General features: G+C 61.2%; 19 protein-coding genes. 12 read left to right on the plus strand and 7 right to left on the minus strand.

Annotated features, from left to right (window positions below; translation table 11 throughout):
* Positions 1-57 precede the first annotated feature (57 nt).
* Positions 58-612, plus strand: coding sequence for an ActR/PrrA/RegA family redox response regulator transcription factor (locus tag ACR0JN_RS10535; RefSeq protein WP_050604676.1), 555 nt, complete (start codon positions 58-60; stop codon positions 610-612).
* Between the two features lie 109 nt (positions 613-721).
* On the opposite strand, the gene ACR0JN_RS10540 is transcribed toward ACR0JN_RS10535, so the two are convergent.
* Positions 722-1309 (minus strand): HD domain-containing protein, encoded by a 588-nt coding sequence (locus tag ACR0JN_RS10540; RefSeq protein ID WP_480818124.1) that lies wholly within the window; start codon positions 1307-1309, stop codon positions 722-724.
* Between the two features lie 208 nt (positions 1310-1517).
* Here ACR0JN_RS10540 and ACR0JN_RS10545 point away from each other — a divergent pair, with 208 nt between their 5' ends.
* The 3 genes from ACR0JN_RS10545 (at position 1518) to ACR0JN_RS10555 (ending at position 4083) form a co-directional block, all read left to right on the plus strand.
* The gene (locus ACR0JN_RS10545; RefSeq protein ID WP_480818125.1) at positions 1518-1832 is read left to right on the plus strand and encodes a hypothetical protein; all 315 of its coding nucleotides are present in this window, start codon (positions 1518-1520) and stop codon (positions 1830-1832) included.
* Positions 1833-1936: 104 nt separating this feature from the next.
* Entirely contained in the window at positions 1937-3325 is a 1389-nt protein-coding gene (ahcY, locus tag ACR0JN_RS10550) for an adenosylhomocysteinase (protein WP_480885467.1), read from the plus strand.
* Between the two features lie 11 nt (positions 3326-3336).
* On the plus strand, positions 3337-4083 hold the full coding sequence (locus tag ACR0JN_RS10555) for an extensin-like domain-containing protein (protein WP_480885469.1): 747 nt from the start codon (positions 3337-3339) through the stop codon (positions 4081-4083).
* 7 nt (positions 4084-4090) lie between these two features.
* Here ACR0JN_RS10555 and ACR0JN_RS10560 read toward each other — a convergent pair whose 3' ends face one another.
* Entirely contained in the window at positions 4091-4738 is a 648-nt protein-coding gene (locus ACR0JN_RS10560) for a DUF899 family protein (RefSeq protein WP_480885470.1), read from the minus strand.
* A 212-nt stretch (positions 4739-4950) separates the two neighbouring features.
* Here ACR0JN_RS10560 and ACR0JN_RS10565 point away from each other — a divergent pair, with 212 nt between their 5' ends.
* On the plus strand, positions 4951-5292 hold the full coding sequence (locus tag ACR0JN_RS10565; RefSeq protein WP_480818129.1) for a DUF2853 family protein: 342 nt from the start codon (positions 4951-4953) through the stop codon (positions 5290-5292).
* A 214-nt stretch (positions 5293-5506) separates the two neighbouring features.
* On the opposite strand, the gene ACR0JN_RS10570 is transcribed toward ACR0JN_RS10565, so the two are convergent.
* The 5 genes from ACR0JN_RS10570 to tsaD all read right to left on the minus strand — a co-directional run bounded on the left by ACR0JN_RS10570 (position 5507) and on the right by tsaD (position 9714).
* Positions 5507-6805 carry a hypothetical protein gene (locus ACR0JN_RS10570; protein WP_480885471.1) on the minus strand — a complete coding sequence of 433 codons (1299 nt, stop codon included), beginning with the start codon at positions 6803-6805 and terminating at the stop codon, positions 5507-5509.
* 162 nt (positions 6806-6967) lie between these two features.
* The gene (locus ACR0JN_RS10575) at positions 6968-7390 is read right to left on the minus strand and encodes an EVE domain-containing protein (protein WP_480885472.1); all 423 of its coding nucleotides are present in this window, start codon (positions 7388-7390) and stop codon (positions 6968-6970) included.
* On the minus strand, positions 7390-7659 hold the full coding sequence (locus ACR0JN_RS10580; RefSeq protein WP_480818132.1) for a YciI family protein: 270 nt from the start codon (positions 7657-7659) through the stop codon (positions 7390-7392). Before ACR0JN_RS10580 ends, ACR0JN_RS10575 begins: the two co-directional genes overlap by 1 nt.
* Position 7660: 1 nt before the next feature.
* The gene (locus ACR0JN_RS10585; RefSeq protein WP_480885473.1) at positions 7661-8620 is read right to left on the minus strand and encodes an NAD(P)H-dependent glycerol-3-phosphate dehydrogenase; all 960 of its coding nucleotides are present in this window, start codon (positions 8618-8620) and stop codon (positions 7661-7663) included.
* On the minus strand, positions 8617-9714 hold the full coding sequence (gene tsaD, locus ACR0JN_RS10590; protein WP_480885475.1) for a tRNA (adenosine(37)-N6)-threonylcarbamoyltransferase complex transferase subunit TsaD: 1098 nt from the start codon (positions 9712-9714) through the stop codon (positions 8617-8619). The genes ACR0JN_RS10585 and tsaD overlap by 4 nt, the downstream gene beginning before the upstream one ends.
* A gap of 96 nt (positions 9715-9810) precedes the next feature.
* Between tsaD and ACR0JN_RS10595 the strand changes: the two genes are divergently transcribed.
* From ACR0JN_RS10595 to ACR0JN_RS10625, 7 genes are all read left to right on the plus strand, one after another.
* Positions 9811-10524: a uroporphyrinogen-III synthase gene (locus ACR0JN_RS10595; RefSeq protein ID WP_480885477.1), complete on the plus strand. Its 714-nt coding sequence runs from the start codon at positions 9811-9813 to the stop codon at positions 10522-10524.
* Positions 10525-10578: 54 nt separating this feature from the next.
* Complete coding sequence (locus ACR0JN_RS10600) at positions 10579-11871, plus strand: COG4223 family protein (RefSeq protein WP_480885479.1); 1293 nt, start codon at positions 10579-10581, stop codon at positions 11869-11871.
* Positions 11872-11881: 10 nt separating this feature from the next.
* Complete coding sequence (locus tag ACR0JN_RS10605; protein ID WP_480885480.1) at positions 11882-13363, plus strand: heme biosynthesis HemY N-terminal domain-containing protein; 1482 nt, start codon at positions 11882-11884, stop codon at positions 13361-13363.
* An 83-nt stretch (positions 13364-13446) separates the two neighbouring features.
* Positions 13447-14535, plus strand: coding sequence for an MHYT domain-containing protein (locus ACR0JN_RS10610; RefSeq protein WP_480885482.1), 1089 nt, complete (start codon positions 13447-13449; stop codon positions 14533-14535).
* A gap of 139 nt (positions 14536-14674) precedes the next feature.
* Positions 14675-15508, plus strand: coding sequence for an FAD binding domain-containing protein (locus ACR0JN_RS10615; protein WP_480885483.1), 834 nt, complete (start codon positions 14675-14677; stop codon positions 15506-15508).
* A gap of 12 nt (positions 15509-15520) precedes the next feature.
* Positions 15521-16015 carry a (2Fe-2S)-binding protein gene (locus tag ACR0JN_RS10620; RefSeq protein WP_480885485.1) on the plus strand — a complete coding sequence of 165 codons (495 nt, stop codon included), beginning with the start codon at positions 15521-15523 and terminating at the stop codon, positions 16013-16015.
* Positions 16012-18429 carry an aerobic carbon-monoxide dehydrogenase large subunit gene (locus ACR0JN_RS10625; RefSeq protein WP_480885487.1) on the plus strand — a complete coding sequence of 806 codons (2418 nt, stop codon included), beginning with the start codon at positions 16012-16014 and terminating at the stop codon, positions 18427-18429. Before ACR0JN_RS10620 ends, ACR0JN_RS10625 begins: the two co-directional genes overlap by 4 nt.
* Positions 18430-18488 lie beyond the last annotated feature (59 nt).

Raw genomic sequence — 18488 nt, forward strand, 5'->3', positions numbered from 1 at the left:
GCGCTGCTATTACTCATGTTTAAGCCAAAGGCATGAAATAGCGGAAAGACCCAACATATGGCAGACAGTTCCCAGCTTGATATCGGCCCTGATAAGTCGCTGCTTCTGGTAGATGATGATGAGCCGTTTCTGAGACGTCTGGCCAAGGCCATGGAAAAGCGCGGGTTCGAGGTTGAAACCGCCGGATCGGTCGCCGCAGGCCGCGCCATCTCCACCGCCCGCCCGCCTGCTTATGCCGTGGTGGACCTGCGGCTTGAGGACGGCAACGGTCTGGACGTGGTCGAAGTGCTGCGCGAGAAACGCCCCGACAGTCGGGTTGTGGTTCTGACCGGCTACGGAGCCATCGCAACCGCTGTTGCCGCCGTGAAGATCGGTGCAACCGACTATCTTTCGAAACCCGCCGACGCCACCGACATCACCAACGCGCTGCTTGCCAAGGGCGATGAACTGCCCCCGCCCCCCGAAAACCCCATGAGCGCGGATCGCGTGCGGTGGGAGCATATCCAGCGGGTCTATGAGCTGTGCGACCGGAACGTCTCTGAGACTGCACGTCGGCTGAACATGCATAGGCGGACGTTGCAGCGGATTTTGGCAAAGCGGAGTCCGCGTTAAACTCAAAATCTCCCGTTGTTCGCAGCGGTCTCTGGCACCCGGAAACTTTAAAAGTTTCCGGTCCGATTTCATTTAATGAAATCGTTACGTCGGTGTTGGAAGATCAGATCTACTCCAACAATTCAGCATGGCGCTTGGTGTAGGCCAACCGCACCTCCACCGGCGGCCTTAGGGTGATCCCCAACCCCTCCATCACCGCCTTGTCCGGGCGACCAAAGAACTTCGTGGCTTCCGCCTCGGAAAACCCCGCGATCTGCGTCGCTTCCATCCAGGCGCTGATCTTGTCGGCTTTCTTGATCTGTCGCTTCACGGTTTTCGGTATCTCCGCGGGCAGACCGAACCGGATGTGGATCGCTGCCGCCAGACGGTCGTCCAAAGTGCCATAATCCGGTCCGACAGCGGATTTCACCGGTGAGATCATGTCTCCGATCACATATTCGGGCGCATCATGTAACAAGGCTGCGAGCCGCCATTTGGCCGGGGCTTTCGGTGCGATCCGGCCAAAAAGCTCTTCGACCAGCAGGGAGTGTTCGGCCACGGAATAGGCGAAATCGCCGCCCGTTTGACCGTTCCAGCGCGCCACAAAGGCCAGACCATGCGCAATATCCTCGATCTCGATATCAACGGGCGTCGGGTCCAGCAGATCGAGCCTGCGGCCTGACAGCATTCTCTGCCACGCTCGGGGTTGTGTTGCCATTCTGCCATGCCTTGTGAAGTTGGACACATTTAAATCGCATTTTTAATGCTATGATGTACCTGTCTGGGTCACTCGCTGCCAACGTTTTCTTGAGCATTCGTGCTTTGAATGCGCAGGCTGCGATCCCGACCTAAAGGACTGAGGGGGGCGCATACTCCTCCCAGTGTGCCCTCCTCGAACCTGAACTATGGATCGAAAGGAGCATGCTATGTTCAAACGTCTCTTTGCAATCGCCATGACCTTCGGAATGGCCGCAACCGCCCCGCCCGCCTTTGCCCAGAATTGTGCAGAGCGCGAGCATGTGATCACAAAACTGCAGGACAGCTATTCGGAACAGCTGGCATTCGGTGGTTTGCAGAAAACACGCGGCGCGCAGTCGGTCATGGAGGTCTGGACCTCAGAGGAAACGGGAAGTTACACCGTCCTCGTGACCCACGCGAACGGCATTAGCTGTATTGTCGCCGTTGGCACCGATTTTTTCGAAGCGGTCCCGAAGATCAAGGTCGAGGGTACGCCCAGCTGATTTTGGCTGTGTAAACATCCGGTTTTCGGTCATTCACATTGCCACCTGCCCCCAGGAATGCTAGGGGCAGCCCGAACTGTGATTTGCCGTGAATGGAGCACCTGATGGCCGGGGATTATATCGTTAAAGACATTTCGCTGGCCGGGTTCGGCCGCAAGGAACTGGACATTGCCGAAACGGAAATGCCGGGGTTGATGTCCCTGCGTGCGGAATACGGTGAAAGCAAGCCTTTGTCGGGCGCGCGCATTGTCGGTTCGCTGCACATGACCATCCAAACCGCCGTTCTGATTGAAACGCTGGTCGCGCTGGGCGCAGATGTGCGCTGGGCGTCGTGCAACATTTTTTCAACCCAGGACCATGCCGCAGCTGCGATTGCCGAAGCCGGCATTCCGGTCTTTGCCATCAAGGGCCAGACGCTGGAAGAGCATTGGGATTATCTGGACAAATCCTTCCTGTTCGACGACGGCCCTAACATGATCCTCGACGATGGCGGCGACGCTACGCTGTACATTCTTCTGGGCGCACGAGCTGAGGCGGGCGAAGACATCATTCCGGTTCCGGGTTCGGAAGAGGAAGAGGTCATCAAGAAGCAGATCGCCAAGCGTATGGCGGCCTCGCCCGGCTGGTTCACCAAGATGCGCGACCAGATCCAAGGCGTGTCCGAGGAAACCACCACCGGCGTGAACCGCCTGTATCAGCTGGTGAAAGACGGCCACCTGCCGTTCCCGGCGATCAACGTGAATGACTCGGTGACCAAGTCGAAGTTTGACAACAAATATGGCTGCAAGGAATCGCTGGTCGACGGGATCCGCCGCGCCACCGACACCATGATGGCTGGCAAGGTCGCTGTTGTGTGCGGTTATGGCGATGTGGGCAAAGGCTCGGCGGCCTCGCTGCGCGGCGCTGGCGCCCGGGTGAAAGTCACCGAAGTTGACCCGATCTGCGCCCTGCAAGCCGCGATGGACGGATTCGAAGTCACCCTGCTGGAAGACGAAGTTGCCAGCGCGGATATCTTCATCACTACCACCGGCAACAAGGACGTGATCCGCATCGAGCATATGCGCGCGATGAAGGACATGGCCATCGTTGGCAATATCGGCCATTTCGACAACGAAATTCAGGTGGCCAGCCTGAAGAACCACAAATGGACCAACATCAAGGAACAGGTGGACATGATCGAGATGCCCTCGGGCAATCGTCTGATCCTGCTGTCCGAGGGCCGTCTGCTGAACCTCGGCAACGCCACCGGGCATCCTTCGTTCGTGATGTCGGCCTCGTTCACCAACCAGGTTCTGGCGCAGATCGAGCTGTTTACCAAGGGTGATGAGTACGAAAACGACGTCTACATCCTGCCCAAGCATCTGGATGAAAAAGTCGCCCGCCTGCATCTGGACCGCATCGGCGTGAAGCTGACCCAGATGGATGCCGAGCAGGCGGCCTATATCGGCGTGAAACCCGAAGGGCCGTACAAGCCGGAACACTACCGCTACTAAGCGGGCTGGGTATGACCGAACCTTCTGGACGCCGCCGGATTCTGCATCTGGCGGCGTCTTTCTTTTCGATCATCGTGTTTCTATGTCTTGTTGGCTCGGCTGGGTATCTGCTGCTGGCGCATCCCAAAACGCCTGTGCCTTCGCACTGGAACCCGCTGCGCGAGTTAAAAGTGACCGCCCCCGTCACGCCGGTCACCCGGTTTCAGTTGAACCGGGCACTGGCGGATGAGGCGCAGTGCCGGGCCACACTGGCCCAGGCGGGCGTGTCCTTTGCGGCGATGGATGATCTGGTCGTGGATGAGAATTGCGGCATCGCGGGCCGGGGTCTTCTGTCGGGGCTGGTCACATCGCGTATCGAGCCGGTGGAAACGCGCTGTACAACTACGCTGCGGCTGGCCATGTGGGATCATCACGTTGTTCAGCCCGCAGCGCAAAACCTGCTGGGCACGTCGGTCAACCGGCTGCGGCATGTGGGTAGCTACAATTGCCGCCGGATGCGCTCGGCTCAGGGGCAGGACAACGGGTGGAGCAGCCACGCCACGGCGGATGCGATTGACATCAAAGGTGTGCAGCTGGCCGATGGGCGTAGCCTGAACCTGCTGTCTGATTGGGGCGCAGACGGGCCCGAGGGTGAATTCCTGCGGCAGATCTGGCGCGGGGCTTGTGACTGGTTTCGCGTGGTTTTGGGGCCGGATTTCAATCGCTTGCATGCGGATCATTTTCACCTGCAAGGCCCCGGCTGGGGCTATTGCAGATAGGCGCGGCTTACCGCAGGGACGGAAAGAAATCGCCGCGCCCGTTTGGGGTCAGGTCCAGAATGTTCCACAGCGGCCAGGCCGCATCCACATGGCGGGGGTGCCAGTCGCTGGGCTCAAAGAACAGTTCGGAACTCCAGAAATGCCGAATACCGGCGTTGTCCTTGCGAAACACGTTCAGGATGGGCAACTGGCTGCCGTCTTCGCCCTCGGCCAGATAATCGCGCTGATACGTGGTGCCGATCGCGGAACAAAGCGGCAGGTCCTTCCACCCCATCCGGGTTTTCAAGGCGCGCAGCTTCTCGGGCGTGTTCTGCGCCACGACGCAGACAGCGATATTCTGCGTAATATGTGCGACCTGACTGTTCAGCCCGTCCAGAAAGGCGGAACACATGGGGCAGGGCTGCTCGGCATCCGGCCCGTACATCAGCGAATAGATGGCCAGCGTGTCGAGGGACCCAAACAGAGACGACAGGGGTGCGGCCTGCCCACCCAGATCGTGAAATTCATAATCCTGCGGTATAGACCCGCCATCGGGCAGGCTGCGGCGCAGGGCGGCGACCTGTTCTACTTTGGCGCGCAGCTCGGCTTCGGCGGCCAGCAGGCGATTGCGGGCGGATCGGTATTCAGAGCTTTCATTGGGCAAGGAAACGGGCATGAGGCTCTCCTGTCAGTGCCTTAACAATTAATTTAACATAAATGTTAAATAATAAAATGCCGAAAATCAACCTCCCTATCGGCGAGTCTTCGTTTACGGGGAATGCGTGGAATTTTTCCCTTTGTGAAAAATCCCCCACTGATTACCCTGCCCGAACCTTTTTAAGGGAATTGAGAGAACGCAGACAAAACTGCTTATAGGGAGAGACGTTAATGGGAAAACGCGACGAGCTGATCGCAAAATACGCCGATGATTTGAAAAACAAATGCGGCATGGACCCCGACATGGATTTGTTGACCAGTGTCACCATCGGATGTGGTCCGGCCATTTACGACGCGGATGCAGCAACGGTTGCCGCCAGCCAGGACAGCGAACTGGAAACCGTCAAGAACAACTTCCTGATCAAAAAACTGGGCCTGTCGGATGGTCCCGAGCTGATGGAAGGCATCAACAAAGCCATGGAAACTTATGGCATGTCCGAGCGAAACAAGTACCGTGCGGTTGTCTATTACATGCTGACCAAGCATTTCGGCAAAGAATCCGTCTACAGCTAAACCCACCTGACGATTTCAGCGCCCGCCGAGCCCTCGGCGGGCGATTTTAATTTGAAACAGAGTTTACGCATTTGGCGTTTGAAGTGACCCGCCTGAGCGGCTAGCTTTTACCCATGACCAGGACGGTCAGAACCAAGAGATTCCATCTGCGTGTGGTGAGTAGGGAGCACGCGGGGTAGGGAAGGTTCTGCACCGTCGGAGCCTTCCCAAGTTCTTATCCGCCATCATTTAGAAGCCGCGCCAGAAACCGGTCGAATCTGGTCTGTTTCTCGGGCGGTTTGGTCTGCACGGCCCCGCCACTGCCCGCCAGATAGACCTCGATATGTCCGGGGCGCGTTTTGCTGCCCGAGTTCGTGAAATCTCTGGAAATTCCGCCAAGGGCGGCGGCGGCCAGTTCGGCTTTTCTGGCGTCGTCGGGATGATAAAACCGAACCTGTGTTTCCCGGACCCGGAAATTCACTCGCGCTGTTGCCACCACTTTGGCCTGTTCGCCAGTCAGGACGGCCAGCGCTTTGTTGCTGGCCTCTTCCGTGACTCTGGCTGGCACGAAGAGCGAAACCGCCAAGGCTTCGACCTGCTCTTTGGGTGCAAGCGGTTTGACCTCGGAAAAGGTCGGGCTGGGCGGTTTCATACTGTCGCCGGGAAACAGGTCAAGCGCGGCCAGAGCAGTTTGCGAAGTGCCGTTCAGGTCGGGTGAGAGGGCTGCCATTGACACGGAGCCTTGCGGGGAAAGAGGCGGTAAGCCAGCGGTGTCCTGTGTGTAGGGCGCTGGGACAACACTGAAGTATGCCGGAACACTAACCGCGGGCGGTTCGCGAGAAAAAGCGGTTTCCGGCTCTGCAAGAGTCCGGGCGTTCGCCAGTGCGACGATCTGGTCCGGCTGTGGTTCCGTCTCGGCGGGGGGTGCCGGGGTGGAAACTGTGTCAGCCGGTGCGGAGACACCCGATGAGGACGAGGGTTCCGAGGTCGCATCCGCCTCGGGCAATAGCGCAGTTTTCTGCGTGCTGGCTGGCGGCATATCCACCGCGTCCGGGGCCACGGGGTCGGGCAGCGACGCTGACACCACAGCCAAGGGTACGGGCAAGTCGTCCGCAGGTGCTGCGTCAGGTGACGCCTGTTTCGGGTTGTCCGCGACATCCTCAGGGGCATTCCAACTGCCTACAACTTTCGCACCCGCCCAGTGCAGTATCGCGCCACAGAATACCGCCGCCAAAAGGGCCGCATATCCGATCCGTATCGGTGCTTTGCGAACCGGTTCCGGTTCCGCTTCCAACTCGGGTTCGGGGCGCAGTTCCTCTGCGACGATCTTCTCAAGCGTCGTCTCTTCCGGCGATGGCGGGGTTTGGTCCCAGGGGGTTTCTGACAAAGGTTTCCGAGGCGCGTGACCGTTGGCCTCGGCCAGAGCAGCGGCGCGTTGCTTTCGCGCCTCTTTCAGGCGCGCTTCCCAGTTCTTTGTGTCTTGTGCAGCAACGGTGTCTTCGAATGCCCCATTGCGGCCTGAATCATCAGACATGGGCCCGAACTTTCAAAAAAAGACAAACTTCTTATTCGAACACGCCAAAAGGTGTCCGATTGCCAAACACGCATCGGACAGGCCCCCACTCGGCGCAGCCCTTGGATTTATAACATTTAGTTATTCATTTGAGAAGATTCGTGCCCGGTCGGGCACACGGGTTCAATCAGGATCGGTGTTACCCAACCCGCAGATCAATCCCCATTCGGCCTCGCTTACCGGTTGCACCGACAGGCGCGAGTTGCGGACCAGCACCATCTCGGCCAGCCGTTCTTCCGCCTTGATCTGGTCCAGCGTGACTGGCGTGGTGAACGGGCGCACCGCTTTGATATCCACGCATTCCCAGCGGTCGTCATCGGTGGTGCTGTCGGGATGGGCCTCGGCGCAGACCTCGACAATGCCGACGATCGCCTTGTCCTTCTGCGAATGATAAAAGAACCCCCGATCGCCCACCGCCATCTGCCGCATGAAATTGCGCGCCTGATAGTTGCGCACGCCATCCCATTCCTCGCCCGCGTCGCCCTTGGCAACCTGCTGATCCCAGCTCCAGGTTGAGGGTTCGGATTTGAACAGCCAAAACGCCATCAGCCGATCACCCGTTTCCACGGGATCAACTCGACCGAGGCGAACAGCCCGGCCAGCGCGTAGGGATCATTTGCCGCCCAGTCCTGCGCGGCAGCCAGATCTTCGACCTCCAGAATGATCAGCGAGCCGATCATCGTCTCGCCGTCCAGCAGCGGACCCGCCTGCGCGACGACGCCGGTTTCTTCGATATAGGCCAGATGGGCGGCGCGGTTGTCCAACCGGGTTTGCAGGGCTCCGTCTTTGTCACGGGCGATCAGGGCGATCAGCATGTTATTCCTCCTTAAGTGGGCGACCCAGCAGCGATTGAATCGCCTGAGCCACACTGTAGGCCCCGTGGCTGAGTTCAGCCACTGTTGTAGAGATGGGCATGTCCAGACCCTCGGCCGCGGCGATCTCCGCCGTGGCGCGGGCGGTGGCGACGCCTTCGACCGTGGTGCTGGCGTCAAAGCTTTGCTGGCGGCCCAACGACAGGCCGTAGCGGTAGTTGCGCGACAATTCCGACGAACAGGTCAACACCAGATCGCCCAAGCCGGACAGGCCCATCAAGGTCTCGGGCTGCGCCCCGCGTAGGGCGGCAAAGCGCTGCATCTCGGCAAAGCCCCGCGTGATCAACGCCGCCCGGGCGCTGTCGCCCAGACCCGCGCCAATGCTGGCACCGCTGGCGATCGCCATCACGTTCTTCAGCGCCCCGCCCAGTTCCGCGCCTACGGTGTCGGTGGTCCGATAAAGGCGCAGGTTGGCGGTCGTCAGTTCCGCTTGCAGGGCCTCGCTCAAAGCCGGGTCAGAGCAGGCCAGAGTCAGTGCCGTGGGCAGGCCCCGGGCGATATCGTCGGCAAAACTTGGACCGGTCAGCAAGGCGGGCTGCGCGTCCGGGATGGTTTGAGTGATGACGGCAACGGGACCCATGCCGGTGGAAAGTTCGATCCCCTTGCAGCAGGCGACCAGCGTTTTTCCGGCCAGATTATCCGTGTGCTGCGACAGGGCAGAGCGCAACTGCTGCATTGGAACCGCCAACAACAGCTTATCCGCCTGGACGGCCAGCGTGATATCGGCGGTGACGGAGATACCGGGCGGCAAAGCCACACCCGGCAAGCGCGGGTTTTCGCGCGTGGCAGCCATCTGCGTGGCCTGATCCGCATTGCGCGCCCAAAGGGTAACGGGCCCGTTCCCTGCCAACGAGATCGCCAAAGCGGTGCCAAATGCACCCGATCCCAGAACCGAAACGCTCATGCCTTGGCCCCTTTCTTACCGCTACCCAGCATCGCCGGGCTGGTCTGATCCAACGGCCAGCGCGGACGGGCGGTCAGGTCCAGCCCGTCCTGCGCGCCGGTGCGAAACCGCTCCATCCCCGCATAGGCGATCATGGCCGCGTTGTCGGTGCATAAGGCCAGGGGTGGGGCGGTGAAACGCGTGTTTGTTTCGGTGCAAACAGACTCTAACGCGACCCGAATGGCCGTATTTGCCGCGACACCTCCGGCAACCGCAATCACCGGCTCGGCGGGTTCTTCCTGCAGATACAGGGCAATCGCACGCCGTGTTTTCTCGGCCAGCGTGTCGACCACGGCTTGCTGGAACCCGGCGCACAGGTCAGCGCGGTCCTGCCTTGTCAGCCCGCCTTTTTCCACAACAATCTGATCTCGCGTCCGCATCAGCGCGGTCTTGAGGCCGGAGAACGATAGATCGCAGCCGGGACGATCCAGCAGAGGCCGGGGAAAACGGAACCGCTTGGGATCGCCCGCGCAGGCCTCGGCCTCGACCGACGGGCCGCCGGGTTGCGGCAGCCCCAGCAGGCGGGCGGTCTTGTCGAAGGCCTCGCCGGGGGCGTCGTCGATGGTGCCGCCCAATCGGGCGAACTGCTCGGGGCCGTGGGCGATCAGGTACTGACAATGCCCGCCCGAGACCAACAGCATGAGGTAGGGAAAGGCAATCCCGTCAGTCAGACGCGGGGTCAGGGCATGACCGGCAAGGTGGTTCACCCCGATCAGCGGCAGCCCGGTCGCCGCACTTAGCCCCTTGGCGCACATCACGCCGGACATCACACCGCCGATCAGACCCGGTCCGGCGGTAACGGCGATGGCATCCAGATCGGTAAGCGCCAGACCAGCGCCTTCCAGTGCCTGAACCACGCAGACATCCAGTTTTTCCGCATGCGCCCGCGCTGCGATCTCGGGCACCACACCGCCAAAGGCGCTGTGCAGCTCGGTCTGGCCATGCACCACCGAAGACAGGATTTCGGCCCGCGCGCCCGCGCTCTGGCGCACGATTGCGGCGGCTGTGTCGTCACAGCTGCTTTCCAACCCCAACACGGTAAGTGTTTGCACCATCGGCCTGATCCGTTGCATCATCGCTGCCAAGCGGGGTAGCACCCCGCGCAGACGCAAACAATACCAAGGCCGAGGCGCCGCCCGTTGTATTTGTTGATGACCCGTCCTCGCGCCGCCTCGGAGAGGTTTGTTGCGCAACTGCCAAACCGCACCCGGTCTCGGCTGACGGTGATACATTCGCCCTTGCTGGATATCCGGCCTTTGGATGTTCAGGTCGAGACGGACGGGGTGCAGGGCCTGATCTTCACCTCGGCCAATGCGGTGAATGTTGCCGCGTCTCTGGACGTCTCGCGCAGCCTGCCAGCCTATTGCGTGGGCCCGGCGACGACCGGCACCGCCAAAGGGGCCGGGTGGCAGGCGCAGATGGTTGGTGGAACGGCCGAGGAACTGGTGGCCGCGCTTCTGCAACTCCGACCTCCAAGCCCGCTGCTGCACCTGCGCGGAGAGCATGGCCGGGGTGACGTCGCCGAACGGCTGACCGAAGCGGGCCTGACCACGAAGGAACTGCCGGTTTACCAGCAGCGCCTGTTGCCGCTAACGGACGAGGCGGTCGAAGCCGCAACCGGAAATGCGCCCGTTCTGGCCCCGATTTTTTCTCCCCGCACGGCGCGACAATTTGCCGATATCTGGGCCGGTTCCGCGCCTTTGTGGCTGGCCGCAATCAGCCATGCAACCGCAGAACCCCTTAAATCCTTGGACTATGAGCGGCTGAGGATCGCCAAAGCACCAACCCCGAAAAAAATGGGTAAGGCCGTTAAAAAGCTTGTGAAACACGCGATGCGGGTTGAGGGAGAGACAGGCGCGGATTAACGTAGTCAGGTCTGTAGTTCTGGTGATTTTAGAATCGATAAGGGGAATGTGGCGGTGGCTGGTAAGAAGAAAACCGATCAGGAACCGAATGAAACCCCCAAGACCGATGCGGTTGCCGAGGATGTGACAGATGCCTCGGGGCTCGAGTCTGAAGAGACCCCTCTTGACCCGGCAGAGCCTGTAGACGAGGCGATTTCCGAAGCCGAAGCCGAAGCCGAAGCCGAAGCCGAAGCCGAAGCCGAAGCCGAAGCCGAAGCCGAAGCCGAAGCCGAAGCCGAAGCCGAAGCCGAAACGCTGGCTGAGCAGCCTGACGAGCCTGCGGAACAGGAACCCGCGCCGGTCGAAGAGAAAATCATCGAACGCACCGTCGAAAAACGCGGCGGGTTCATTCCGGCCCTGATCGGCGGCATCGTTGCCGCAGCGATCGGGTTTTTTGCCGGGCGCGGCGAGTTGCTGCCGTCCAACGACGCAGGCCCCGACCCGGCAATTGCCGCGCTGGAAACCAAGCTGTCGGATCAGGCGGACCAGATCGCCAAGCTGACCCAGACACTTGCGGATGGCGGCGATACCTCGGGCCTTTCGGACCAGATCACGGCGCTTTCGGATAAGCTGACGCCGGTGGAAAGCGATCTGGCAGGAGTGAAATCCAGCGTTGAGGCCCTGACCGGGCAGGTGACGCCTCTGACGGACCGGATCGCGGCGCTGGAGAAAGCACCGATAGAGGCCAATGTCTCACCCGAAGTCACCGCCGCCTTCGAGGCGGAACTGGAGAAGCTGCGCGAATCCCTGACGGCGCAGCGGGCTGAGGTGGAAAAGATGGTCTCGGACGCGCAGGCGCTTGAGGCGAAGGCCTCGGCCGAAGCTAAAGCCGCCACCAACGCGGCCACCTTGTCGCGGCTGCAGGGTCAGTTGGATGCGGGCCAGCCCTATGCCGATCTGGTGGCCGAGTTGAAAGCGGGCGGCGTGGACGTGCCGGATGCGCTGTCGGGGCCTTCGGAAAAAGGCGTCGAAACCCTACCCTCACTGCGGGCGTCCTTTGAACCGGCGGCGCGCAGTGCGCTGGCCGATGCGCGGGATGCCGACAAGGGGACCGGGCTGGTGGCCTTCCTGCAGCGCCAGACCGGCGCGCGTTCGGTGACACCGCAGGATGGGGACAACCCCGATGCGGTTCTGTCACGGGCGCAGGCGGCGCTGTCCGAGGGCGATCTGTCCAAGGCGCTAAGCGACGTGCAATCCCTGCCCGAGGCGGCCCAGACGGCACTGGCCGACTGGGTGCAGGCAGCCCAGACCCGGATCGCTGCCGTTGATGCCGCAACGACGCTTGCGTCAAGCCTGAACTCGAACTGAAGGACCTGCCATGCTGTGGTCATTGTTTAAGATCCTTGTTTTTGTAGCGATTATTGGCCTGCTGGCCCTGGGCGCACAGTTCCTGATGCAGACCAGCGGTGGCGTGCAGATCACCGTGGCGGGCACCGAATACACGCTTGGCCCGTTGCAGTCCGTGATCGCGCTGGGCGTGCTGGTGTTTGCGGTCTGGCTGTTCTTCAAGCTGCTCAGCCTGCTGGTTGCGACGCTGAAATTCCTCAACGGCGACGAAACCGCCCTGTCGCGTTATTTCGACCGCAGCCGCGAGAAGCGCGGCTATCAGGCGCTGGCGGACGGGATTATGGCGCTGGCCTCGGGCGAGGGGCGCGTGGCCATGTCCAAGGCGCATAAGGCCGAGAAACTGCTGAACAAACCGGAGCTGACCAATCTGCTGGTGGCGCAGGCGGCGGAACTGACCGGCGATACCCGAAAGGCGTCCGAGACCTACAAGAAACTGGTGACGAACAACGCCACTCGCTTTGTCGGCGTGCGCGGTATCATGAAACAGAAGCTGGCCGAAGGCGATGACGAAACCGCGCGCAAGTTGGCGGAAAAGGCCCTGGCGCTGAAGCCACGACACGAAGAAACGCAGGACGTTCTGTTGGGCCTCCAGACCAAGGCACAGGATTGGGCCGGGGCGCGGTCAACGCTGACCTCGAAGCTGAAAGCTGGGCATCTGCCGCGCGACGTGTTCAAACGCCGCGACGCGGTTCTGGCGCTGTCCGAAGCACGTGGCATTCTTGACGAAGACGCCACGGTCGAGCAGCAGGAACATGCGATCGAGGCCAACCGCCTGTCCCCCGATCTGGTCCCCGCTGCGGCAATGGCAGCACGGGCGTATATCAAAAAGGGCAAGCCCCGCGCCGCGACCAAGATCCTGAAAAAAGCGTGGGAGGTTCAGCCCCATCCCGATCTGGCCCATGCCTTTGCCGAGATTGCGCCGGATGAAACCCCGGTTGCCCGGATCAAACGCTTCACCGCGCTGACCCGCATTCACCCCAAGAACATGGAAACCCGTCTGATCCTGGCCGAACTGAATATCGTCGCCGAGGATTTCCCCGAAGCGCGCCGCGCCTTGGGCGATGTGGTGGAAGAACAGGGTGATGCCCGGGTTTACACGCTCATGGCGGCAATTGAGCGGGGCGAAGGGTCTTCGGACGCGGTGGTGCAGGGTTGGCTGGCCAAGGCGCTGAACGCGCCGCGCGGTCCGCAATGGGTCTGTGACAATTGCCACGACATTCAGGCCGAATGGGCCCCAGTCTGCCCCAATTGCGGCAGCTTCGATACGCTTAGCTGGCAAACCCCACAGACGCCGGAAATCGCCACTGCCACCGGGGTGCACATGCTGCCCCTGATCGTTGGCGCGCTCGAAGATCAGTCCGAAGGCGAGGATACGGCAGAAGCCGAAGACGACCCGGACGTGATCGAGTTGGACGCGCAACCGGTTGAGGAGCAGGCCGAGAAACAGGCCTGATCCCCGGACACCAACAGGCGATTGTCGCCCTCCATTCCGTTTGCTAGGGTCTCCCTCGCGTCGGGGAGGGCGTGCAGACCTTCATGCTGGATTACTCACATAACGCCTGGCTTGTGGCGGCGTCGCTGGCCGTGGCGCTGATGGCGGGGTTTACGGGCCTTTTTCTGACTCATGGCGCGTCTCGGCTGGACGACCAGCGCCGAAAACTTGTGGTTGCGCTGGCCGCGGTCATTCTGGGCGGCGGCATCTGGTCGATGCATTTCGTGGCGATGCTGGGCCTGCAATTGCCGATCCTGTTTTACTACGACGCGCTGATCACCCTGATCTCGGCCCTGGTGGCGATCCTGATGGTGGGCCTCGCGCTGCTGCTGCTGCATTTCCGCCCCCGCACTATGCAGACCATTGTCGGCGCGGGCGTGATCGTGGGCCTTGGCATCGTGGTGATGCATTATGTCGGCATGGCCGGGATGGAGCTGTGCCGCCCGGTCTATACCGTATGGGACGTGGGACTCTCGACGCTGGCGTCGGTCGTGTTGTCGGTGTTGGCGATCTGGGTGGCCTATGACAACCGCACGCAGCGCAACATCTTGCTGGGCACCGCGTGTTTTGGCCTTGCCGTCTTTACCATGCATTTCGTGGCCACCGGGCTGACCGATTTTGTCGCCACTGACACTGCGGGCGGGGCCGGGCCTGCGCTGAACAACCGGGTGTTGGCGATGGGCGTCACCGTCTCGGTCTTTCTGATCTGCGGCGCGTTCCTGCTGACCGGGATCACTTTTATCGAGCCGGAGGGCAAAGCGCAGCCCGATACACCGGACCCCACCCCAACGGCGCAGCTGCGCGCGGGCGTTCCGTTCGAGCGCGAAGGCCAGACCTTTTTCGCCGAACCCGCCCGCATCGCCGCCATCCGGGCCGAGGGGCATTACACCGTCCTCTACATCGGAGCCGAGAAACTGTTCTGCCCGTGGTCGATCACCGAGGCTGAAACCCGTCTGCAACCTGACGGGTTCCTGCGCGCCCATCGCAGCTATCTGGTCAATCCCCGCCACGTCTCAAGCTTTGAGCGGCACAAAGACAACGGCACCTGTTACTTCGACGGGGTCGATGCTTTGCCCAAAGTGCCGGTCAGCCGGTCGCGCCTGACCGATATCCGCGAGGCGCTGGGTCTTTGATCGCATTTCGTGCAGCCTATTCGCATTTCGTGAAACAAGCTGCGCGCCCTGTTTCCGTTGGCTGGAATGGCTGATCCCCGCACCCTCTGCTGACTGCAGGTCCCCCAAGGCACACCGCCCGGACCCAGGGAGGAAACATATGATACCAGCCGGTTTTGAGTATCACCGGCCAGGCGATATCGCCTCGGCCATCGGCATTCTGCAGGAACACGGAGACGAGGCGCGCGTGATCGCGGGCGGGCACAGCCTGATCCCGATGATGAAGCTGCGCATGGCCGAGATGGGCCATCTGGTCGATCTGCAGGCCATCGAGGAATTAAAAGGCATCGAGGTCGGGTCCGATACCGTGACCCTTGGCGCGATGGTCACGCAGCACGAGCTGATCACCCATGAAGGTCTGGCTGCCGCCATTCCGCTGATCCGCGAAGCGGCGTTGCAGATCGCGGACCCGCAGGTGCGTTACGTCGGGACCGTTGGCGGCAATGTTGCCAATGGTGATCCGGGCAACGACATGCCGGGGCTGATGCAATGCCTGAACGCGACATTCGATCTGTCCGGCCCGGATGGGTCCCGCAGCGTCGCTGCGCGTGAGTTTTACGAGGCTGCGTACTTCACCGCCCGCGAAGACGAGGAAATCCTGACCCGGATTTCGATCCCGGTGCCGGGTGCCGGTGTCGGTCAGGCCTATGAAAAGCAAAAGCGCAAGATCGGCGACTATGCCACCGCTGCCGCCGCCGTGATGGTGGGCAACGGCACCGCCTCGGTCGCAATGACCAATCTGGCCGACACGCCTGTGTGGTCCGAAGGGGCAAGTGCTGCGCTGGCCGATGGCGATGTGGACGGCTGCGTTGCTGCGATGTTGGACGCGATCGAACCCGTTGCCGACAACCGTGGCCCTGTCGAATTCAAGAAACACGTGGCCGCCGTGATGCTGCGCCGCGCCATCGACCGTGCGCTAAGCCGCGCTGGGTGAGGGGAGGATAAAATGTCGAAAATGCACGTCAAACTCACCGTGAACGGCAAACAGGTCGAAGGTCTGGCCGAGCCGCGCACGTTGTTGATCCATTTCCTGCGGGAAGATCTGAAAATCACCGGCCCTCATATCGGCTGCGAGACCAGCCATTGCGGCGCTTGCACCGTGGATATCGACGGCAAGTCCGTCAAATCCTGCACCACCTTCGTGGCGCAGGTGAACGGGGCCGATGTCACCACGGTCGAAGGGCTGACCAATGACGATGGCAGCCTTGGTGTATTGCAGGAGATGTTCCGCGAGCACCACGGGCTGCAATGCGGCTTCTGCACGCCGGGGATGATCACCCGCGCGCATCGCTTGCTGCAGGAAAACCCGAACCCAACCGAGGAAGAAATTCGTTTCGGTATGGCCGGGAACCTGTGCCGCTGCACTGGATACCAGAACATCGTCAAGGCGATCTCGGCTTCCGCCGACATGCTTAGTGCACAGAAGGAGGCTGCGGAATGAACGACCAGACACTGACCCCCGAAGAACGCGCCGCCAACCTCAAAGGTATGGGCAGCTCGCGCAAACGCGTTGAGGATGTGCGCTTTACCCAAGGCAAGGGCAACTATGTCGACGACATCAAGCTGGATGGCATGCTGTTCGGCGACTTTGTGCGCTCGCCCTACGCGCATGCGCGCGTTGTCAGCGTGAACAAAGAGGCCGCCTTGGCGATGCCCGGTGTGATCGCCGTTCTGACCTCCGAGGATCTGTCGCCGCTGGGCCTGCACTGGATGCCAACGCTGGCCGGTGACAAGCAAATGGTGCTGGCCGACGGCAAGGTTCTGTTCCAAGGGCAGGAAGTTGCCTTTGTCGTGGCCGAGGATCGGTATATCGCGGCGGATGCTGCGGAACTGGTCGAGGTTGAATACGAAGAACTGCCCGTTCTGACTGATCCCTTTGAAGCGCTGAAATCCGATGTGGTCCTGCGCGAAGACCTTGAGGGTCAGACCGAAGGCGCGCATGGCCCCCGCAAGCATCACAACCATATCTTCACTTGGGAACAAGGCGACAAGGACGCGACCGAGGCGGTACTGGCCGAGGCTGACGTCGTCGCCGAAGAGATGGTGTACTATCACCGCACCCATCCCTGCCCGTTGGAAACCTGCGGGTCCGTGGCCAGCATGGACAAGGTGACGGGCAAGCTGACACTATATGGCACGTTTCAGGCGCCGCATGCGATCCGGACGGTTGTTTCGCTGATCTCGGGCATTGCCGAACACAATATCCGCGTGATCAGCCCGGATATCGGCGGCGGGTTCGGCAACAAGGTTGGGGCTTATGCGGGCTATGTCTGCTCGGTCGTGGCCTCGATTGTCACAGGCAAGCCGGTGAAATGGGTTGAGGACCGGATGGAGAACCTGATGTCCACCGCCTTTGCCCGCGACTACTGGATGCAGGGCAAGATCGCCGCCACCAAGGACGGCAAGATCACCGGGTTGTGGTGCCATACTACAGCGGATCACGGCGGCTTTGACGCCTGTGCCGACCCGACCAAGTTCCCGGCGGGGTTCATGAACATCTGCACCGGGTCGTATGACATCCCGACCGCCTATCTGGCTGTGGATGGCGTCTATACCAACAAGGCCCCCGGTGGGGTGGCCTATCGCTGCTCCTTCCGCGTGACCGAGGCCGCCTATTTCATCGAACGGATGATCGAGGTTCTGGCCATCAAGCTGAACATGGACGCGGCCGAGCTGCGGCGGATCAACTTCATCAAGGCCGATCAGTTCCCGTACCAATCGGCGCTGGGCTGGGAGTATGACTCGGGCGATTATCACACCGCTTGGGACAAGGCGCTGAAGGCTGTTGATTACGACGGTCTGCGTGCGGAACAGGCGCAGCGGGTTGAGGATTTCAAAGCCGGTAAGACTCGCAAGCTGCTGGGAATTGGTCTGACGCATTTCACCGAAATCGTTGGGGCTGGCCCGGTTAAGAACTGCGATATCCTTGGTCTAGGGATGTTCGACAGCTGTGAAATCCGCATCCATCCGACAGGATCTGCCATCGCGCGGCTGGGGACGATCTCTCAGGGTCAGGGCCATGCCACGACCTTTGCGCAGATCATCGCCAGTGAGATCGGGTTGCCTGCCGATGACATCACGCTGGAGGAAGGCGACACCGACACCGCGCCCTATGGTCTGGGGACTTACGGGTCTCGGTCCACGCCTGTGGCCGGAGCGGCAACGGCGATGGCTGCGCGTAAAATCCGCGCCAAGGCGCAGATGATCGCGGCTTATCTGCTCGAGGTCCACGACGACGATGTCGAGTGGGATGTGGATCGGTTCGCGGTCAAAGGCGCGCCCGAGCGGTTCAAGACGATGAAGGAAATCGCCTTTGCCGCCTACAATCAGGCGATCCCGGGGCTGGAACCCGGTCTGGAGGCGGTCAGCTATTACGACCCGCCGAACATGACCTATCCGTTCGGGGCCTATATCTGCGTCATGGAGATCGATGTGGATACCGGCGAATGGGACGTTCGCAAGTTCTATGCGCTGGACGATTGTGGCACGCGGATCAACCCGATGATCATCGACGGGCAGGTCCATGGCGGCGTGACCGAGGCCTTGGCCATCGCGATGGGGCAGGAGATTGCCTATGACGAGATGGGCAATGTGAAGACCGGTACGCTGATGGATTTCTTCCTGCCGACCGCGTGGGAGACGCCGAACTATATCACCGACTATACGGTGACCCCGTCCCCGCACCATCCGATTGGTGCGAAAGGTGTGGGTGAGAGCCCAAATGTCGGGGGCGTACCCTGTTTCTCGAACGCGGTGCATGATGCGTTCCGGCCTTTCGGGTTGGTGCAGAGTCACATGCCGCATGACCATTGGCGGATCTGGAAGATTGCCAATGGGTTGGGAATGCATGGGTGATTGGGTTCGGACCGGCTGATGCCGGTCCGACGGAAGCAAGGGGGCTCTGCCCCCTCGGA

The organism is Ruegeria sp. G12 (genome assembly GCF_056533565.1).